Source organism: Thalassolituus sp. UBA3500 (assembly GCF_002377545.1).
Taxonomy (GTDB): domain Bacteria; phylum Pseudomonadota; class Gammaproteobacteria; order Pseudomonadales; family Oceanobacteraceae; genus Thalassolituus.
This window is the reverse complement of sequence record NZ_DFQB01000060.1, coordinates 174,262-192,874: the sequence shown is the minus strand read 5'-3', so window position 1 is coordinate 192,874 and position 18,613 is coordinate 174,262. Positions and strand designations below refer to the sequence as shown.

Below are 18,613 nucleotides of genomic sequence, written 5' to 3'. Positions count from 1 at the left end.
CAACGACGATAGGTGAATTTGCGATCTGCTCCTGCGTGACGCCTTCGAGGGTATAACCACCACCCGCACTTGTCGTAGTCGTCGGTTCGCCATCGTCGCAGCTCGCATTATTATTTAAGTCCAGGCAGGCACGTGCACCTGCCAGGTAACCATCTGCAGCTTTCCCTTCAAGGGAGGCATTACCACTGGCGTCGTTGTTGTCGGAGTCGTCAGAATTACCGCTGCTACTGGATCAGCCACTGGCAATTAAAATCGCTGCAAGAGCAGCACCTGTTGGGATGAGTTGTCTGAACATACGTAAATTCTCGGTGTGGGAGGAAGTATGTACAGTGAAGCAGGCTGAGCTGATTTAGCCTGTGGCGGTGACTTGTCTAACACGACAAGAGTTTAGTAACTGGTGTGCGGCTACAAAAAAGAACAATGGGGTAACGCCTCTGCTACGTACAACAAAGGCGTTAGAGAATTTTCGTGATCGGGCGCTGAAAAGGAAATGTTTAATGCCATTTTGGCAGCCAGACTTTATTGCTCAGCCCGGTCAGCCCATCATCCATGATGACCGTCGTTGCGGGCAGCTGTTTATCGCCGACCCCATATTTTGCAGTCACTGTGTAATTAATCCGGCGACGCTCGCCGGGTGACAGCGGTTCAAGCGTTCGTTCCCAAATTAAATCCGTGCTGTCTTCCGCTACAAAGCGGGTGAAGTTATCGCCAGCGCCGCTGAAATCTTCGTCGTCGAGCGCATCCCGGAGCGTCAGCTCGCCAGTCGTCTGAGAGCCATGATTGACCACTTCAATACTGATCTCTACTGGTCCTGCCTCAATGGGAATGGGGTAGACGGTTTTACGAACCTGAAGGTTTACCGGGCCGGGGTTATAGGTGAACTTGATCGGCTGCAATTGCTGAGACCGGGCGTAATATTCGTACTGAAATTCATCCTCCGCTGACTTTTCCATTGCCGGCGGTTCTGAGCGAATAATCGGGAAAGCGGCCTCTGGTATCTTGATATCAATATCGACGGAACTGATGGCGGGTGCTGGTGCATCATTAAGAAGCAGTGACAGATCAACTTCTGCTTTCTGAATCCGATTGGCCTTGCCTGCATGGCGCGGTGTTGTAGGCAGTGACACAGTTGTCGATTCGCCCGACGAAACAGTGATTTTCTGGGCTTCTGCGCCTGCAAAGCCGAGGGTTCCGGAATAGCTTTCGTTTGACTCATTCTCAATCAGCAGCTGCAGCAATGTTTCCGGTAACTCTCCATTTTTCAGGATGATGTTGCCGGTCAGCTCAGTCAGTACGATAACGGGTTCTGGAATCGCGTCTTCTGCGTCTGACTGTTCGGCAACAGCAAGTGCGCTGACAAATAGCGAGGAAATAAATAGCGAGGTCAGGCTGGTAATCTTTAACATGTGATTTTCCACGGTTTGGTCTCAGGCATTGTTACTCGCGTGCCCTTTTCAGGCAAGAGCGCATACAATGCCATAAACCCTGAAAGGCTCATTCATGGCGACGTGTATTTATCGGAAACCGTACGGAAAAACCTTCACATTTCAGTATGAATCAGGCGAGACGGTTCGTAATGCCAGCCTCAAACGTTGGGTGAAGTCTCTGGCCATACCACTTGCGTGGCAAGAGGTTGAAATAAACACCGACAGAAACGCAAAGGTGTTGGCGACAGGTCGTGATGTGCAAGGGCGAAAGCAATATATCTACAACCCTGATTGGGCGGCTGAAGCGGCGGAGCGTAAGTTCCAGCGGATACTGCGCTTTGGCGAACAGCTCGAAACGATGCGCCGCGTGACGGCTCAACACATCAATCAGCGACCAGTAAATGCTGATGCAGTACTGGCTGGCATGGTGCGTATGATGGACGAGGCGTTCTTCAGACCCGGAAGCCAACGCTATACCGAAAAGAATCAAAGCCATGGGCTGACCACCCTCAGAAACCGTCACATGACGATCGAGGGTGATGCGGTGATTTTTGAATACCGGGGGAAATCCGGGCAGGAGCAGCGACGGATAATTGAGGATGATGCCGTCTGTGACCTTCTTTATGAACTTGAGGAAATGACCGGCTACGAGTTGTTTGACGTGACTTTACCCGATGGTGAGCGTCAGAAATTTACATCGTCGGATCTGAATGAATATATTGGCCGGATCATGGGTGAGGATTTTACGTCAAAGGATTTCCGCACCTGGGCTGGTACTCTGCTAATGGCTGTCGCGCTTGCCGAGGCTGGCCCTCAGGACGAGGAGAAACTCACTAAATCGGAAGTCGTCCGGGCGGTGAAAAATGTCGCAGAGCGTTTAGGGAATACGCCGGCAATCTGCCGCGAGAGCTATATTCACCCGGCGATCATCAAAGCTTATGAGCAAGGCAGAACGATCCAGAATCTGCGTAAGCAGCTCCGTGAGCAGCCGGATGGCTTACTGTCCACCGATGAACAGGCAACCCTGGCGTTGCTGGCCCGGGATTGATCACTGACGCTCAAGCCAGTCTTTTTCCTCTGCCGCTGTCATTACTCCTACGGGTTTGTCCGCGCTGGCAGTGACGTAGCCCGGAGTGGACTGATGCTGCTGCCATTGCCACTCACCAGAGTGCAGGCAGGCGCTATATCCAGTCGAGCGCTCTGGGGTATGTAGCATAAGATCCCGACAGATATCACCATTAGTCGTCTCGCGGGTGGCGACAATCTCCATGCGCCAATCGTTCCCGTGCTCGACGTAGCCGGATTGCTCTGTAGTGAGCGCCGGCGCGACGGCCAGTTGAGCAGGATGCGCAGGAGACTCCAGGCCTGTCTGCCACACTAGTACGGCACACAGAACAACACTTGCAGCAATGGCGGCAGGTCGCATAACCTTCGGTCGAGGCTGCTGTTGTGAGCGCGTCGTTAACCGCACGACATTGTCTGCTCGCTCTGCTGATTCGCCGCTTATTAAGGCTTCTAAACCGGCGGGCATAGGGGCTTCATCGACAGGGATGAATGCTGCCCGCGCTATCTCATCAGCTGACTTAAGAGCGTACAGCTCGGCCCGCAGTTCTGGTGAATCAACCAGTGCCTTTTCTACGGCAAGATGCTCGTTTGCAGAAAGCTCACCATCAATGTAGGCAGATAAGGTTTCTTCAGAGATGCTCTTCATCGTTATACCTCAACGTTGGCTGGCTTCGGCTAGTTGCTTGCGCGCGCGAGCTAAGCGGCTCATTACGGTCCCTGCAGGAATATCGAGAATATCGGCGGCTTCCTGATAGCTGCGCCCTTCGACAGCAACGAGATACAACACCATTCTTAACCCCTCACTTAAGGCGTTGAAGTGGATTTGCATATGCCTCAGAGCGGCCTGGGTTAACGCCTGTTGCTCCGGATTCTCGACGTCGCTGGCGACCATTATATCGTCATTGAGCTCATCGCTGATTTTTTCTGTTCGCATGGTATCGATCCAGTGGTTACGGCACAGGCGATACATCCAGCGTTCAAACTCGGTGCCGGGTTGGTATTGCTGCCATCGGCGCAGCGCTTTTTCCACACTTGATTGCATGAGGTCATCAGCGCTGTGCTTCTCACCCGTCTGGGCGTAGCAGTAGCGCTTGAGCTTTGGCAGCATGTTCAGCAATTGCTGGCGGAATTCTGTTTCCTGAGCCTTCATATATGACTTAACGATGTTCCTTTCGTTTTATTCCCCGGTGGTGAAATATTTTTTCAATATGTTCGTTATAGTAAACAGATGAATAACGTTCTGTGGTGATTACTTTGAGACGACTCGACTTGTTTCCGATGTTTCTGATGTTGGCACTTATCAGCATAGCCTCATACGGCGACAGTGATGATGACTTCGATAATGACGCTGAAATTGAAGAGCGGATGGAGCAGCGTTCGGAGGATAGTGAGGAAGACTGGGAAGAGGATCACTATGATACGGAAGATGCTGAAGAAGAGATTGAAGAGCGCCTTGAAAGTCGTTTCGAGGAATCGGGTGAAATAGATGATGACCTGGAAGATCGCCTCGAAGATATGTTTGAAGAGCAGGAAGACCACGACGACTTTGAGGACGACCTGGAAGATGATCTCGAAGAGCGTATGGCTGATCGCCTGGAGCAGACTTTTCCTGACACACTAGACCGGCTGCATCAGTTGGCGGAGCTGGATGAGCGGCTGGATGATCTTGAGGTCCTTGCCATCCCTGAACAATTCATTGAGCTGATGGATGAAGCGTCTTTGGAGGAAGCGCTGGAGCAAGGGGCCGATATTCAGGCGGTAGAAAAACTGAATGGTCTGGGGCAGTTACTGGTTATATACGGTAGTGACGAGCGTCCGGCCTCTGCGGAAATGAATCATATTTACACTCTGGATGACGTCGCAGAAACGGCGACGTCGGCGCTTTCAACTTCAGAGGCCGCGGCTTTGATGGGGATAGAGCAGTTGTCGGCTGAACCTTTGGTGATTGGAATGATGGACTCTTCTATTCAGCAGTCACATGAATGTTTCGATTCAACGGCCGTTACCGAGCAGGTGTTCTATCCTTCAGCGGCTCAGAGTGTATACGCGCACGGGACAGCAATGGCGTCTGTATTCACTGCAACATGTGGCGTGCTTCTTAACGCGCGTATTTATAATGCGGCCGTGTTTGGCCAAACGCCCGGAGGGTTGGTTCTGGCGTCAGCTGCCGACCTGATTCGAGGTCTCGACTGGCTGTCGGCTAGTGAGCCCGACGTAATTAATCTGTCTTTATCGGGGCCGCCGAATAGTATGTTGGAAGTTGCTCTGACTCTCTTGATTGATCGTGGTGTTCGGGTTGTTGCTTCCGTTGGAAATGAGGGCCCTGCAGCATTTCCGCGATACCCTGCAGCGCAGGCCGGTGTTATTGCCGTGACCGCTGTCGATCAGCATATGAAAATATATCCAAGAGCGGTGCGGGGAAAGCATGTGCAATTCTCTGCGCCGGGTGTTGGTATTCGGCTCGCAGATGAACAGGGAGGCTTTGTATTAAAGGCCGGCACGTCTGTTGCCGCAGCATTAGCGAGTGCTGTGTTAGCTTCAGGGCCACCTCTTCAGCATTTTAAGTCGTCCGCCATTGACCTGGGCCTGCCGGGATTTGATGAGGTCTATGGCTACGGCTTACTCAGTGTTGACAAAAATAGCATCTCAATAACGGAATAAACTTCGGAAACCCTCGTTTAACGGTACAACAGGCCACCAAAATTTTATGGGCCTGCTTATCACGACACAAACGAGGTAATGTTATGAACAATAAAGTCGTATTTCCTGCGCTGCTGCTATCCTCCTCTTGCCTACTGGTTGCTTGTGGTGGTGGAGGTGGCTCCTCATCCTCATCATCGCCTTCTACATCGGTTGCAGCAGCAGATCGCACGGTTGTTGGGACGGTCGATGGCTTTGGCAGTGTCATTGTTGATGGTGTGCACTATTCAAGCACGGATACCGCTTTTGAGATTAATGATCAGGTGGGTGTAGAGAGCCAGTTAAGAGTTGGACAGCGAGTCGTGGTTCAGGGCTCTGACGACGGGGTTGAAGGTGTGGCTACGCGTATTAGTTATGATGCTGACATTCGTGGCCCGGTTGTATCGGTAGATGCGGCGGCAGGGACTCTGGTGATTCTTGGGCAGACCGTTCTAACGGATGCCATGACCGTTTATCGAGGCGTCTCGCTTGATACCATCAGCGTTGGACAGTATCTGGAAGTCAGTGGCATTCGCGATGGTGCGGGGAATCTCCTGGCTTCATTTATTGAGGTTGAAAGTGAGACTGAAATTGAATTGCGCGGAACGATCAGCTCACTCAACGAAGCAAACAACACATTCTCTATTAACGGCCTGCAGGTTGATTACAGCAGTGTTATTACCCTGGAATTAGATGAAATCGCTCTGGCCAATGGCATGTTGGTAGAGGTCGAAGGTGAACTCAGCTCCGATGTTCTGGTAGCGGCCAAAATAGAGCAGGAAGACATGTACCATGATTACGATGGTGACATTAAGCTGTACGGTGTTATCTCGGCGCTGGATTCCGATGCTGGCGTTATGACAGTCGGCGGTACCGAAGTGCTTTTTAGTAATTCAACCAAGTTCGACGATGGTTCAGTATCGGATCTGTCACTCAATGCTAAAGTGAAAGTAGAAGGCGAGTTCAATGCTTCGGGGCAGCTGGTAGCTCAGGAGATTGATTTTGAAGCGAGAGTGAAGCTTGAGCTTGAAGGACCGGTGACTGCGCTTGGTGATGGTACGATCTCTGTCATGGGTATTACTGCAACGGTCGACACGCGTACCCGGGTTCGCGATGAGCGGGATGACGAGTATTACTTCAATCTGAGCTCAATCTCAACGGGTGATTATGTAGAATTGCGTCTCACCATCGAAAGTGACGGAACGTTTCGGGCTCTGAAACTTGAACGCGAAGATGATGAAGGCGAGGTCAAAATTACAGCTCCGGTAGAATCTATCGATGCTTCTGCAGGTACGGTCACTATGCTGGGAATTACCGTCGATACATCAGCATTGGTGGGACTGGATCTGAGCCTTTTGCAGAACGGTACTTATCTTGAGGTCGAGGGGACTTTTGATGGTTCGATTGTCTTTGCTACTGATGGTGAAGAGGATGATGAATACGAAGATCATGATGGCGATAGTGAAGGTCATGACGACGATTAACCAGCCGAAGCTTCCCCATCAGTGAGGGCACTAGTGTCAGGTTGTTACGAGAGGGCTATCACGGTTGTGATCGCCCTCTTGCTCGTCGGATTGTTTGGTCTTCCGCTCACCTCATATGCAAGCATTGAAGCTGGAATCTCCCTGGCCGTAGAGTATGACAGCAATATCCTCCCAGAGGCTGACACCACGACCCAAAACTCCGGTGACTGGGCGTTGGCGAAAAGTGCATTTGTCGGTTGGGAATCGAGTAAGGGCGCTGGTCCTGACTGGCAGGCTCGATATGACTATTCAGCGACCAGCTGGCAGCAAGCAGTAGAGTTCGATACCGACATCCATTCTGCCTATCTTCGTGCCAGCTACAACCGTGCGGCGCATACAACAGACCTGGTTGGTCTTATCGCCCGTGCAGATCTGGAGGGTAAGACCTTCATGCACATTCGCCGATTGAGCCCGGCCTGGGGGTACTTTTTCACTGACCGTCTCTATGTTCGTGGACAGCTGGACATTGGGGATAAACGATTTCAGCTCTACCCTGAACGTGATGCAACCCAGCTCGGTGGTCGGGCCACCGTTTACTGGATGTTCAACCGTACTCTTAACTACCTTTCATTGCGGACTGTATTCCGTCATGAGGATACCCGCTCAGAGCCATTTGGATACGATGCGATTAACACTCGTCTGCGCTGGAAGCTACGTTCAGGCAAAGTGAAGTATTATTTGCAAGGAAGTTTGGAACGTCGACGTTATGAAGCCGTTTGGTCTGAAATAGGTGAGCGGCGTCAGGACGACCGGTTACGTATATCCGCTGGTCTTAAATGGGCTATTGGGCGTGGTTTCACATTTGAAGGCGATATCGGTGGTGATGAGTATCATTCGAACTTGCCGGTAGCAGACTACCGGCAATTCAGATTGAACAGTGAGCTGAGCTGGAAGTTTTGATGTCTTTGCTACTCAACCGTCACCGACTTGGCCAGATTCCGTGGCTGATCCACGTCAGTGCCTTTGATAACGGCGACATGATAGCTTAGTAGTTGCAGCGGCAGCGTATATACCACAGGCGCAATGATATCGTCGCAGTGCGGTACGCTCATGACCTTCATATTGCTCTCGGGCCTGATGCTGAGTTTTTCATCGGCAAAAACAAACAGCTCACCACCGCGGGCGCGGACTTCCTCAATATTCGACTTCAGCTTTTCAATCAGTTCGTTGTTGGGCGCCACGACGATGATCGGCATTTCTGAATCAATTAACGCCAGCGGGCCGTGTTTGAGTTCGCCTGCTGCATAGGCTTCAGCGTGAATATAGCTGATTTCTTTCAGCTTCAGGGCGCCTTCCATCGCAATCGGATACTGATCACCACGGCCAAGAAACAGAGCATGCTGTTTCTCGGCGAAATTCTCGGCCAGATCTTTAATTGCGCTGTCCATGCTGATCGCTTTTTCAATCAGCGCTGGCAGCTTCAGCAGAGCCTCAGCGATACGGTCCTCGCTGTCTTTGTTTATGCCATTAGCTCGTCCGAGGCCCGCCGTCAGAAGCATCAGTGCGGTCAGCTGAGTTGTGAAGGCCTTGGTTGAGGCGACGCCAATTTCAGCGCCGGCTCGGGTGAGCAGAGCCATATCCGATTCGCGGACGAGGGATGAACCGGGCACATTGCAAATTGTGATCGTGCGGCCATAGCCGGTTTCTTTTGCGAGTCGCAGCGCGGCAAGCGTATCGGCTGTTTCACCGCTTTGTGAGATTGTAACCAGAAGGCTATTAGGGCGTACGACTGACTTGCGGTAGCGGAATTCCGACGCGATCTCGACGTTGCAGGCGATGCCTGCAAGCTCTTCGATCCAATAACGAGCGGTCATACCAGCGTGATAGCTGGTGCCGCAGGCAATGATCTGAACCTGGTCAATGTTGCTCAGATCACCGAGGGATTCAAGGTTGAGTTTTCCTGCTACTAAGCGGCCTTCGAGTGTGTTTGCGATCGCAACCGGCTGCTCGTAGATTTCCTTCATCATGTGATGACGGAATTCGCCTTTGTCGCCAGCGTCATGCTCGACGTCAGACTCGTGAGCTTCGCGGATAGCTGGTTCATTACCCGCATCAAAAATACGGATTGCTGTGCGGGTGATTTCTGCGACATCTCCCTCTTCCAGATAGGAGAATTTGCGGGTAACCGGAAGCAGGGCTAACTGATCGGAGGCTATGAAATTCTCACCAATGCCGTGGCCGATCACCAGGGGTGAGCCTGAGCGCGCAACAACCATACGCTCAGGATCTGTACGGTTTATTACCACCATGCCATACGCGCCTTCAAGTAACGATCTGGCTGCCATTACCGCATTCAGCAGGCTGGTTGAGTCACGTAGCTCGCGTTCTACCAGGTGGGCGATGACTTCTGTGTCTGTCTGGGAGGTAAAGGTATAGCCTTGATCCTGAAGCTCTTCTCGCAGCTTTTCGTGATTCTCAATGATACCGTTGTGAACAACGGCGATATCACCGGATACATGCGGGTGGGCGTTATCTTCGGAAGGTTCTCCGTGGGTGGCCCAGCGGGTGTGAGCGATCCCTGTGCCACCGGGTGTCGGTGACTCGGCGATCGCGTCTGCCAGTGTCTGCACCTTTCCCATGCGGCGTACACGCCGGAGGTTCTGTGACTCATTGATGACAGCAACGCCAGCGGAGTCGTATCCGCGGTACTCAAGGCGACGTAAACCTTCGAGCAGGATCTCAACAATATCGCGCTGTGCAACGGCACCAACGATTCCACACATGATACTCAAACCTTCCAGAATTCCAGCGGCGAACTATATCTGATGCCTGCTGGGCTGGCAAAGTTGCACCTTCATTATGGCTTTTAGTTTCAGGCGATCACCGCGCGGTTACGGCCAGACTTTTTGGCCTCGTAAAGTGCCTTATCTGCCCGATCAAAGACCATCTCAGTGGATTCCAGAGCGCGAAATTCACTGATACCGAATGACATAGTGATGGACACTCGCTCTCCGCGGAAGTTAAACGGGCAAGCTTCGATGCTGGCGCGTAGCTTCTCTGCGACTCCGGCGGCGCCATCAGCCTGAGTGCCGGGTAGCAGAACCACGAACTCTTCACCGCCATAACGTGCGATAAAATCGGTATCGCGAAGGTTCTTCCTCAGCGTGCTGGCGATCAGTTGCAGGACTTTGTCGCCGGCGATGTGGCCATAGTTATCATTAATGTGCTTGAAATGATCCACGTCGCAGATGATAAAAGAGAGTGACCGGCCACCGCGACTGCGTTTCATCAGCTCTTCTCCTAGCTGAACTTCATAGGCTGCGCGGTTGGGGAGCCCGGTCAGGTGATCGAGGGTTGCCCGTTTTTTCTGATCTTCAATGATCTGGCGCGCCTGAGAGGCTTCGGCTTCCATTTCCGAGAGGCGGTTCTGCAGCACTTCAAGCTGCTCTGCCAGACGAGCTTCCCGTTGTGACTCGACTTCCTGATAGTGCTCCATGGCACGGACAATCGTCGTCAGATGGTCCCGGACGCTAGAACCTAACTCCCCGAGATCTCCGAGACCATTCACTACGCCGCGAATATCATCAATCTGGTCTCTGACCATGGTCTCGAGGCTCGTACGTGCATCTTCGCGGTCGGCCTGACCTGAATTAGCGTCAGACACCATGGTCTGAATCGCTTGAAGGCGCTGATCGAGACTATGCAGAAATCGTTCGAATTCCTCTTGCCCAGAGCCCAGACAGTCGAGTAAAAACTGAGAGGTATCTTCGAGTACGCTGACAAACTCATACCAGTGCAGCCCGTCATCCAGTCTTTTTTGTAGTTCGTCAGAGCGTTGGTGTAATCGTTCGGGCACTACGAGGCGTGATATCAGGCCATTCAATGCACTGGCGACTTCTCTAGCAATCGTAGAGAAGCCCGGCTCCGCGGGCTCGTCATTGTCGGCGACATCGTCGGAAACGGATTGAGAATCGGCCTCTTCGACCGCGTCAGGTGAAGGTTTCTCTTTTGAAAATACCTTCTTCCACCAAGGGCCTTTGGCACTATCGTCTGAGGATTCATCGAGCGCTACCAGTGTTGCCAGTACGCCCGCCCAGCCCTCAAGCTGGTGGGAATAGCCCTGCCAGTCATTGAGAGCCTCTGGCGCAGCCTTCCGCAAAGCACGAACGTCACTCACTAATTTCTTGGGTATCTGGCAGTGACAAAGCTTCTCAGCCATCAGGCTGATCTTCTCGGCGAGTGCCGCGGAATGTTCGGCCTGGCTCAGATCGTATTCTTTGATCTGGCCATTGAGTGTATTCATCGTTTTGTTCAGATCACTGGTGGAGCCTCGCATCGACTCCCGAAGATCTGCCAGAGTCTGATCAAGCGGTGCCGACTGACCTTCTGCCAGCAGTGATACCAGTACCAGCCCACGCCGCAGCTGCTCGTTTCTGGTGCCTACCTGAAGTTTGAGTTTGTCGTATTTTTCATTGAGGGTCAGGTACTTATCCCTCCATTGAAGATCGGAGGGTCCCTGCTTTGTTACCGCCATGCTACTTCCCGAAGACGATTCTCAGATGGTTGTTACTTGAGTATAGTCGCGTTTGGACAGTCCGCTGGGTTGATTCGGACTTTTATAGCCCTATTTCTGCAGCCACAGGCAGGTGATCGGACTGCGGATGGTCAATGACCGCAATCCGATGAAGGGGGATATTGTCGCTGACCAGAATATGATCAATTCCGCGCGCAGGTTGCCAGCTAGGGTAGGTGGGGAGTTCATCTGCGATGGGGTGCAGGTTCAGCCCTTTGAGAGGACTTTGCTGAAGAAGCCATTCGCTCTCCTGATTCAGGTCTCCCATGATGACGACTTTTCGCGCATCAGCGAGCACATCAACCAGATAGCGGATCTGGCTGAACTGCGTTTGCTTACGCAAAGCCAGGTGAGTAACTGCGACTACCAGCGGGTCTTCGGGGTCACCGTAACGCAGAATCATCATGCCCCGGCCCGGTAAGCCCGGAAGCGGGTGGCGCTCAACACTGAAGGCCCGGTTGCGGCAGAGCACTCCATTGGAATGCTGGGCAAAACGCCCAAGATTGCGGTTCACCTGATGGTGCCAATGCTCAAAGCCAGCAAGTTCAGCGATGCTCTGGATCTGATTCTGGCGTCCACTGCGCCAACTGCCTCCGTCTGCTTCCTGCAAGGCAACCAGATCAAAGGGCCGGACAAGGTCCGCGATGTTATCTAACGCCGATTCACGAGCCTGAAAGGGAAGGAAATGCTGCCAGCTGCGCAGCAAATAATGATGGTAACCGCCGGTACGGATACCGACTTGCATATTGAAGGTCAGTAATCTCAGGCGTTCAGGAGAGCAGGGTAGCTCCGTGAACGCCCTTAATGAGGTGAGCTCAGGCACAGCCGATTAGCGGTTACGTTCCTGTTCGATCAGGTAGTCGACGACTTTAACCATATCTTCCTGACTACCGGCAGAGCTGGTATCAACGATGTACTGACCATTAACTACCAATGTTGGTACACCACTGATCTCGAACGCACGTACACGCTTATCGCCACGTGTCATTTTCGAACGCACGGCGAATGACTCGTAGGCTTTATCGAAGTCTTCAGCCGAGACATCGGCTTTCGTCATCAGGAAGTCACGTTGCTCTTCTTTGGTCAGAAGGCGTACTTTCTGAAGATGAATCGCATTGAAGATATCGCTGTGTACCTGATCCAGCACACCTAAGGCATCGGCTGTGTAGTATAGCTGCGCATGAACAACCCAGGCGCGACCAAACATGGCAGGAACGCGAGAGAAGGTGACGTCTTTAGCCAGAGTCTTTTTCCACGGGACGATGACTGACTCCAGGCTGAAGCAGTGAGAACAGCCATACCAGAAGGCTTCTTCGACGTGAATCTGCCCGTCTTGCATTACTGCGACTGGGTTTTCCAGTACACGGTAGTGCTTTCCGGCTTCATAATCTGCCGCAGATGCGACCGATGCGACTGTTACTAAGGCTGCTGCCATCCATTTCTTGAAAGAAGAAAGCATCATCGCTCCCAATTGAGTATGTAAGATAGTTTTTATTCTGCCCAGAAAGCCCGCGTGCGGCCAGACTGGCTGCGCAAAGCTTTGTCAATCTGGCTGACATTGTAGAAAATGCGGGCATAAAAAAAGGTGGCCGAGGCCACCTTCTTGTTTTCTCTGCTTAACGCAGGCCCTGGATGTAAGAAGAAACCGCTTCGATTTCTTTAGCATGCAGGCGATACGCAATATCACGCATCATTTTGCTGTCACCATCATTGGTGCGCTCGCCGTTGCTGAACGCAGTCAGCTGCATTGATGTATAAACATCATGCTGACCGGCGAGACGTGGGAAGCCAGCAGCTTCAACGCCTTTACCCGCAGGGCCATGACAGGCCAGACACGCAGGTACGTTCTTTTCAGCGATACCACCACGGTAAATACGCTCACCCAGTTCGGCCAGCTCTTCTTTTGCGCCACCGGCAGTAGGTGCCTGCTCGGTGAAGTATGCCGCCAAGTCTGCGATATCTTCATCCGACAGACCGGTCACGAAAGGCATCATTGCTGGAGCCTGACGATTACCATCACGGATATCAGTGATCTGTTTGATCAGGTAGCGCTCTCCCTGGCCAGCGATTTTAGGGAAGGTCGGCGCCATGCTGTTACCGTCGGCACCATGACAGGCGGCGCAGGTAGCAGATTTCGCTTTACCAGCTTCGGCATCACCCGCGTGGGCGACGGATACGAGGCCGGCAGACAGAATGAGGCTAATCAACAGGTTTTTCATCATCAGGTCCAGTTTCAGATATAGTTCTTAGTTACTTGTACGATTATTTCGGCGTTGACATATATTCGATCAAAGCCTTGTACTGATCAGCAGTACAATCCATGCAGAGACCTCTTGGAGGCATCGCATTCAGGCCATTTGTCACGCTCTGTACAAGAGTGTCCATGCCTTTCTCAAGGCGCGGCGCCCATGCTTCAGCGTCGAACGCTTTAGGTGCACCAGCGACTGCCATTTTATGGCAGGCTGCACAGGCCTGAGTGTATTTGGATTCAACATCAAACGCCTGTACGTTGGCGCTCAAAGTGGCGGTCAGGGCCGCGAGTAGTGTCAGTTTTTTCATGGTCTGATTTCTCTCTTCAGTTATAGCCACAGGTTTCCGACAAACACACCACTTCAGAATTATCCCTCTATGATAGAATAGGATCTGCGCTGAAGGGCGCTCATTATATACCATTATTTTCCGGACGGTCATTACCAATACCCTATGTCAGCTCAGGAAACCTTGATTTACACCAACGCCGAGTTCGAAAAGAGCGCCGCTAAACTGAGCCAATGCCCTACGGATATCATCCGTGAGGTGGCCTTTGCCGGGCGCTCCAACGCCGGTAAATCCAGCGCCCTCAATACGTTGACGGGGAATAAGAAGCTGGCTCGCACCAGTAAAACTCCCGGTCGGACTCAATTAATTAACTTCTTCAGATTGGGAGAAACCAAGCTGGCTCTGGTCGATTTGCCCGGATACGGCTTTGCGAAAGTCCCTCTTGCGACAAAGAACGAGTGGCAGAAGGAGCTCGAAACCTACCTGAATCGTCGTCAGGCGCTGTGCGGGCTGGTCCTCCTGATGGACATTCGTCATCCGCTAAAGGAATTTGACAACGCCATGCTCGACTGGGCGGCTGAAGCGGGTATGCCTGTGCATATCTTGCTTACGAAGGCTGATAAGCTGAAACGGGGCCCGGCAAAAAGTACCATGTTGAAAGTTCAGCGAGCAGTGGCTGATCTGGGAGACCTGGTGACGGTACAGACCTTTTCGAGCCACAACGGTGAAGGTTTGAAGATACTTCAGAATAAACTGACGAGCTGGCTGGATGCGCCGTTTCTTGCTCAGGAATGAGTAAATTTGTAGTCAGGCAACAAAAAAGGAGGCTTTCGCCTCCTTTTTTAATGGTTGAGTCTTCAGTCTTTAAAGATAAAGCGCTTAATGAAGTCCTGTTGATCAGGGCGATCCGACGCGCGAGCAAAAATCAGGTGCGCAGAGGCATTTGATGCCTCTTCTGCAAATTCACCTTCCCAGATCAGAGGGACGGTTCCGACAACCGGTTTGTAGTGACGGATACCGTAACCCCCTTCATCAAAGTCACTCTCAACACGCACATCTGGCATATCAAACAGCGGCTCACCAACAATAGGCAGGTCGGCCAGGTTAGCGGCAGCCACACTGCTCGAGTTCGGTACGATCGTGTCGCCCGCACCGTTAGTCAGCATCAGAGGGCGAGCCTCATTGCCAAGCTGTGGGTGACGGAACATATCTATGTAGTTGATCGAGTCACCGTGGTCCAGGGTTTGCTGAATTGCACCGCGCAGCATAATGGCTTCTGCACCATTAGCTTCGGAAGGCACAAGATCTGAAAACATAGGGACCCAAAGAATCGAGTTAGCCAGAATACTGGTCACGCCGACACCAGTGACATGGTAAACGCCGCCTTTAATCGTCGGGCTGATCGCGCCATAGGTGGAACCCAGTACGCCACCAAGCGAGGTACCTTGCATCATGACCTGAGTTGAGTCGATGTCAGCAACACCATCGGCTTTGTTGCCATACCAGCTGCGCCAGCTTTTCTCGCCAACCACGTCAATGTCTGAGAGCGTGGTTTCCAGCGCACGATGTGCTGATGCGAAGTCGATTGCGTTCTGGTTGATCATACCCACTGGGATGCCCAGCTTATCGGTGCTGACGTTTGCTAACACGTAGCCACCATCCGCATCACCGCGTGCGCCATGATTTGGAAAACCAATTGAGAAGGTGGCAACGCCGATTTCAGCATTCATGGTAGAGACCACGCCATCACTTTCTTTATTGGCGCCCAGACCATGCGCATACAGAGCAACTGGCGCAGCACCATCGCGCGACGCTGCGGGTAGAGTCAGACGGAACTCAACCCATTGCTCCATAGGCTCGGCGTCGTAATCCACATCACTAGTACCGTTTTTCATCCGGTAGTTGTAAATAAGAACTTCACCTTCAACGCGCGCCGCAACGTTGCGGTTGGTGTAGTTGTACGTGACGTCGAGATTACGCACTGGATGTTCGCGATCGCGAACGTCAGCAACGGCGTTGAAAACTGGGTCGATCACTTCTGCGCGATCGCGTACGAGAAAACGGGTGGCGTTACGTACGCTCAACGGATTTACACCGTTCGCTGTCAGAGTGGAGATCAGGTCCTGGGTATAGGCACGTTGATCTGCGGTACCAGACAAAATTTTCGATACCAAGCCCGCTTCTGGCGACTCTAAGTCCAGATCTGTCGTGATCGCGACTACGATTTCGTGCCCGTACTCCCATCGAGACTGAGGATAAACCTCAACGACGTGTGCAGTACCGTTCACCTTATCGGACTGTGAGTACTCACTGATTACGGCGCGAACTGGAACCCGGCTAGCGGTTGTAAGATCGATGGCGACGACGGCAGCACCACCATTCTCAGGCAGAGTGGCCGCGTCTGGTGCGCTATTGAATTCGAAAACAGCAGCACTGGCGGCAGAAAAACCACTTGCACCATTGAATATACCTTCTGGTGTGAAGCCCTCGTCGGCTGGCAGCTGGGCCAGAATTTCCGGGCGAATCATGGTGTTGGAGACCTGTATGGTCTTGCCAGTTGGGCTCATCGCATCATCAACCATCCAGTAAGATGATGGGAAAGGAATAGCGCAGGTTGCAGTGGACGTCGGATTGCACTGCTCGGCCGCATGACCGCTAACTGAAAGGCTGGCGAGAGCAACGGCCAGAGCCGCCTTACCAGAATGACTTTTCAACATAGAAGACCCCTGTGTATTTTTATTTTTATTAATACCCACCCAACCTGGTTGGTGAGTCAAGTGTGATCAGTGTCACGCTTAAACCTCTGTATTTACTACGGCAAAACAAGACAGAAGCCGATATGGCTGGATTTGCAGGTCGCCAGGCACGAATAGTCCTAAATTTGTCCATATAAGAATGCAGGAGCGCTGTGTATAAAAAACACAGACAATATTACGAACTTGTCTAAAAAAGTGATCGTGCGCACAGCAGAAACATAAATAACGTCTATAGTTAAAGTATTCCTCCTGCGGTTAAGTGTGATTGAGGTCGCTTAAGCGCTAAGGGTAGTTCTTTTTCCTTCGGTACTTCCCCCAATGATCCGAAGTTGGCCCGACAGTTTCCCCCAATGGCTGTTGGGCCTTTTTTTGTCTGCCATCCGCTGGTTTTCCTTTTCCTTTGCTCAGTTATCCATGTTTTGCTGCTTATGAGGGGACAAAAACAGGACTTCATGTGCCTCGCGTTGTTTTAATGTTGACCCAGCTCTCGCCTTTTCTGCACACTTCAGAAAACAATAAAATAAGAAACAGGTGACTTATGGCTAAGTTAAACCGTCGTAACTTCATAAAGACCTCTGCAACTGCCGGTGTCACCGTCGCAGCAACAAGTGCCACAACGGCAAACGCAGGTTGGTTCCGCCGCAAAACCCGCTCTCAAACCAAGGCACTTGTTATTGGTTCGGGCTTTGGCGGCTCTGTAGCCACATTGCGCCTCGCCGAAGCCGGTATCCAGACCATGCTGCTTGAGCGCGGTAAACACTGGAAATATGAGGGTGAAGGCAGCTACCCCACGGTCACCGAAACCTTCTCGACGCTGAAGCTCAACGACACTGTTCTCTGGACCAACCCAAGCTCTCTGATTCCGGGCTCAATGGGCATGGTGGAATATTTTGTCGATTCGTCCATCGCCGTCGGTTGCGGTGCTTGTTTAGGAGGTGGCTCGGTCGTTTATGGTGGTGTGTTACTGCAGCCTAAGCGCGCCGCGTTTGAAGACGCTCTGCCGATGCTGTCATACACAGACATGGACCAGATCTACTATCCACGCGTGCTGGATCGCATCAGTGGCGGCCCGATTCCGGATGACGTACTGAATCACCCCAACTACACCGCCAAGCGTGAGTTCATTAAAAGTGCCGAAGACGCAGGCCTTGAAATTGTGCGCAGCCACGTCAGCTTCGACTGGGATGTGATCCGCGAAGAACTTAATGGCACCAGGCCTCAGTACGCATCCGTCGGCGAATATGTTTTCGGTTGCAACAGCGGTGCGAAAAACACCCTCGACCGTAACTATTTGGCCGATGCTGAAGCCACTGGCAACGTCACCATCAATACCCAGCATCTGGTCACAGATATCCACGCCAATAGCGGCGGTGGCTACCGTGTTACCTGTGACATGCTGGATGAAAAAGGCAAAATCACCGGCACGCACATCATTGATTGCGACTACCTCTTTATGGGTGCGGGTTCACTGCACACCACACGTCTGTTGGTGCGGGCGAAAGCACGCGGCGATATACCGGGCCTGAACGATCAGGTCGGTGCCGAGTGGGGCACCAACGGCGACGAACTCATGGGCCGCAACGACATTAACACCTCGACCGCACCGATTCAGGGTGGGCCACCATCCATCGCCGCGTTCGACACCGAAAACCCCTACAAAATCACCGGCTACATGCACTCACCGACCTCAGTCGTCGGCGACTATACCCAACTGCAGATGGGCATGGTGGTACCCGATCAGAATTCCCGCGTGACCTACAATCGCTGGACCGACAAGATAAAACTCAACTGGGATCGTGACGCCAACGAAACGTCTCACAACGCCCTCGTTCACACCATGGAAAAAATGGTGCAGAGCGGTGGCGGTAAGCTGAACGAAGCAGGTTGGTTCGGCACCTGGCATCCACTCGGTGGTGTTGCCATGGGCAGTGCCTGTGACCTCAGCGGTAAAGTCTACGGCGTAGAAGGCTTATACGTAGTCGACGGTGCGGCGATTCCGGGCGGTGCCGGTGCGGCCAACCCTGCCCTGACCATCGCTGCAAATGCAGAGCGCGTGATGGAAGAGATTATTCCGCAGATCAGCTAAACGCTCTCTTCAAGTATTGTGCTTAC

The 18,613-nt window shown here is 52.4% G+C and carries 16 protein-coding genes; 6 read left to right on the top strand and 10 right to left on the bottom strand.

Going from position 1 to position 18,613, the window contains the following annotated elements; all coding sequences use genetic code 11:
- Window positions 1-494: 494 nt before the first annotated feature.
- Window positions 495-1,406, bottom strand: a complete 912-nt coding sequence (locus tag B2R29_RS16375) for a hypothetical protein (RefSeq protein WP_301182043.1) — start codon at window positions 1,404-1,406, stop codon at window positions 495-497.
- 94 nt (window positions 1,407-1,500) lie between these two features.
- Here B2R29_RS16375 and B2R29_RS16370 point away from each other — a divergent pair, with 94 nt between their 5' ends.
- On the top strand, window positions 1,501-2,475 hold the full coding sequence (locus tag B2R29_RS16370; protein ID WP_301182042.1) for a DNA topoisomerase IB: 975 nt from the start codon (window positions 1,501-1,503) through the stop codon (window positions 2,473-2,475).
- Here B2R29_RS16370 and B2R29_RS16365 read toward each other — a convergent pair whose 3' ends face one another.
- Complete coding sequence (locus tag B2R29_RS16365) at window positions 2,476-3,138, bottom strand: zf-HC2 domain-containing protein (RefSeq protein WP_301182041.1); 663 nt, start codon at window positions 3,136-3,138, stop codon at window positions 2,476-2,478.
- Between the two features lie 9 nt (window positions 3,139-3,147).
- A complete protein-coding gene (locus B2R29_RS16360) occupies window positions 3,148-3,642 on the bottom strand; it encodes an RNA polymerase sigma factor (RefSeq protein ID WP_301182040.1) in 495 nt (164 codons plus the stop codon).
- A gap of 104 nt (window positions 3,643-3,746) precedes the next feature.
- Between B2R29_RS16360 and B2R29_RS16355 the strand changes: the two genes are divergently transcribed.
- The 3 genes from B2R29_RS16355 to B2R29_RS16345 all read left to right on the top strand — a co-directional run bounded on the left by B2R29_RS16355 (window position 3,747) and on the right by B2R29_RS16345 (window position 7,594).
- A complete protein-coding gene (locus B2R29_RS16355) occupies window positions 3,747-5,153 on the top strand; it encodes a S8 family serine peptidase (RefSeq protein ID WP_301182039.1) in 1,407 nt (468 codons plus the stop codon).
- Window positions 5,154-5,236: 83 nt separating this feature from the next.
- Window positions 5,237-6,655 (top strand): DUF5666 domain-containing protein, encoded by a 1,419-nt coding sequence (locus tag B2R29_RS16350; RefSeq protein ID WP_301182038.1) that lies wholly within the window; start codon window positions 5,237-5,239, stop codon window positions 6,653-6,655.
- Window positions 6,656-6,721: 66 nt separating this feature from the next.
- Window positions 6,722-7,594: a hypothetical protein gene (locus B2R29_RS16345; protein WP_301182037.1), complete on the top strand. Its 873-nt coding sequence runs from the start codon at window positions 6,722-6,724 to the stop codon at window positions 7,592-7,594.
- Between the two features lie 8 nt (window positions 7,595-7,602).
- Here the strand turns inward: B2R29_RS16345 and glmS are convergent, their stop codons facing one another.
- From glmS to B2R29_RS16315, 6 genes are all read right to left on the bottom strand, one after another.
- Window positions 7,603-9,417, bottom strand: a complete 1,815-nt coding sequence (glmS, locus tag B2R29_RS16340; protein ID WP_301182036.1) for a glutamine--fructose-6-phosphate transaminase (isomerizing) — start codon at window positions 9,415-9,417, stop codon at window positions 7,603-7,605.
- An 89-nt stretch (window positions 9,418-9,506) separates the two neighbouring features.
- The gene (locus tag B2R29_RS16335; protein ID WP_301182035.1) at window positions 9,507-11,168 is read right to left on the bottom strand and encodes a GGDEF domain-containing protein; all 1,662 of its coding nucleotides are present in this window, start codon (window positions 11,166-11,168) and stop codon (window positions 9,507-9,509) included.
- Between the two features lie 82 nt (window positions 11,169-11,250).
- Window positions 11,251-12,030, bottom strand: coding sequence for an endonuclease/exonuclease/phosphatase family protein (locus tag B2R29_RS16330; RefSeq protein WP_301182034.1), 780 nt, complete (start codon window positions 12,028-12,030; stop codon window positions 11,251-11,253).
- A gap of 6 nt (window positions 12,031-12,036) precedes the next feature.
- Entirely contained in the window at window positions 12,037-12,669 is a 633-nt protein-coding gene (locus B2R29_RS16325) for a thiol:disulfide interchange protein DsbA/DsbL (RefSeq protein WP_301182033.1), read from the bottom strand.
- A 154-nt stretch (window positions 12,670-12,823) separates the two neighbouring features.
- On the bottom strand, window positions 12,824-13,426 hold the full coding sequence (locus B2R29_RS16320; RefSeq protein ID WP_301182131.1) for a c-type cytochrome: 603 nt from the start codon (window positions 13,424-13,426) through the stop codon (window positions 12,824-12,826).
- A gap of 43 nt (window positions 13,427-13,469) precedes the next feature.
- Window positions 13,470-13,766 (bottom strand): c-type cytochrome, encoded by a 297-nt coding sequence (locus tag B2R29_RS16315; protein ID WP_301182032.1) that lies wholly within the window; start codon window positions 13,764-13,766, stop codon window positions 13,470-13,472.
- A 144-nt stretch (window positions 13,767-13,910) separates the two neighbouring features.
- Between B2R29_RS16315 and yihA the strand changes: the two genes are divergently transcribed.
- On the top strand, window positions 13,911-14,540 hold the full coding sequence (gene yihA, locus B2R29_RS16310; protein ID WP_301182031.1) for a ribosome biogenesis GTP-binding protein YihA/YsxC: 630 nt from the start codon (window positions 13,911-13,913) through the stop codon (window positions 14,538-14,540).
- Window positions 14,541-14,602: 62 nt separating this feature from the next.
- On the opposite strand, the gene B2R29_RS16305 is transcribed toward yihA, so the two are convergent.
- Window positions 14,603-16,462 (bottom strand): hypothetical protein, encoded by a 1,860-nt coding sequence (locus B2R29_RS16305; protein WP_301182030.1) that lies wholly within the window; start codon window positions 16,460-16,462, stop codon window positions 14,603-14,605.
- Window positions 16,463-17,039: 577 nt separating this feature from the next.
- Here B2R29_RS16305 and B2R29_RS16300 point away from each other — a divergent pair.
- A complete protein-coding gene (locus B2R29_RS16300) occupies window positions 17,040-18,587 on the top strand; it encodes a GMC oxidoreductase (RefSeq protein ID WP_301182029.1) in 1,548 nt (515 codons plus the stop codon).
- Window positions 18,588-18,613 lie beyond the last annotated feature (26 nt).

What these genes read in the sequence shown, in the direction of transcription:
- B2R29_RS16375 (WP_301182043.1), bottom strand. Translation starts at nt 1,406, where the DNA reads ATGTTAAAGATTACCAGCCTGACCTCGCTATTTATTTCCTCGCTATTT.
- B2R29_RS16370 (WP_301182042.1), top strand. Translation starts at nt 1,501, where the DNA reads ATGGCGACGTGTATTTATCGGAAACCGTACGGAAAAACCTTCACATTT.
- B2R29_RS16365 (WP_301182041.1), bottom strand. Translation starts at nt 3,138, where the DNA reads ATGAAGAGCATCTCTGAAGAAACCTTATCTGCCTACATTGATGGTGAG.
- B2R29_RS16360 (WP_301182040.1), bottom strand. Translation starts at nt 3,642, where the DNA reads ATGAAGGCTCAGGAAACAGAATTCCGCCAGCAATTGCTGAACATGCTG.
- B2R29_RS16350 (WP_301182038.1), top strand. Translation starts at nt 5,237, where the DNA reads ATGAACAATAAAGTCGTATTTCCTGCGCTGCTGCTATCCTCCTCTTGC.
- glmS (WP_301182036.1), bottom strand. Translation starts at nt 9,417, where the DNA reads ATGTGTGGAATCGTTGGTGCCGTTGCACAGCGCGATATTGTTGAGATC.
- B2R29_RS16335 (WP_301182035.1), bottom strand. Translation starts at nt 11,168, where the DNA reads ATGGCGGTAACAAAGCAGGGACCCTCCGATCTTCAATGGAGGGATAAG.
- B2R29_RS16325 (WP_301182033.1), bottom strand. Translation starts at nt 12,669, where the DNA reads ATGATGCTTTCTTCTTTCAAGAAATGGATGGCAGCAGCCTTAGTAACA.
- B2R29_RS16320 (WP_301182131.1), bottom strand. Translation starts at nt 13,426, where the DNA reads ATGAAAAACCTGTTGATTAGCCTCATTCTGTCTGCCGGCCTCGTATCC.
- B2R29_RS16315 (WP_301182032.1), bottom strand. Translation starts at nt 13,766, where the DNA reads ATGAAAAAACTGACACTACTCGCGGCCCTGACCGCCACTTTGAGCGCC.
- yihA (WP_301182031.1), top strand. Translation starts at nt 13,911, where the DNA reads ATGTCAGCTCAGGAAACCTTGATTTACACCAACGCCGAGTTCGAAAAG.
- B2R29_RS16305 (WP_301182030.1), bottom strand. Translation starts at nt 16,462, where the DNA reads ATGTTGAAAAGTCATTCTGGTAAGGCGGCTCTGGCCGTTGCTCTCGCC.
- B2R29_RS16300 (WP_301182029.1), top strand. Translation starts at nt 17,040, where the DNA reads ATGGCTAAGTTAAACCGTCGTAACTTCATAAAGACCTCTGCAACTGCC.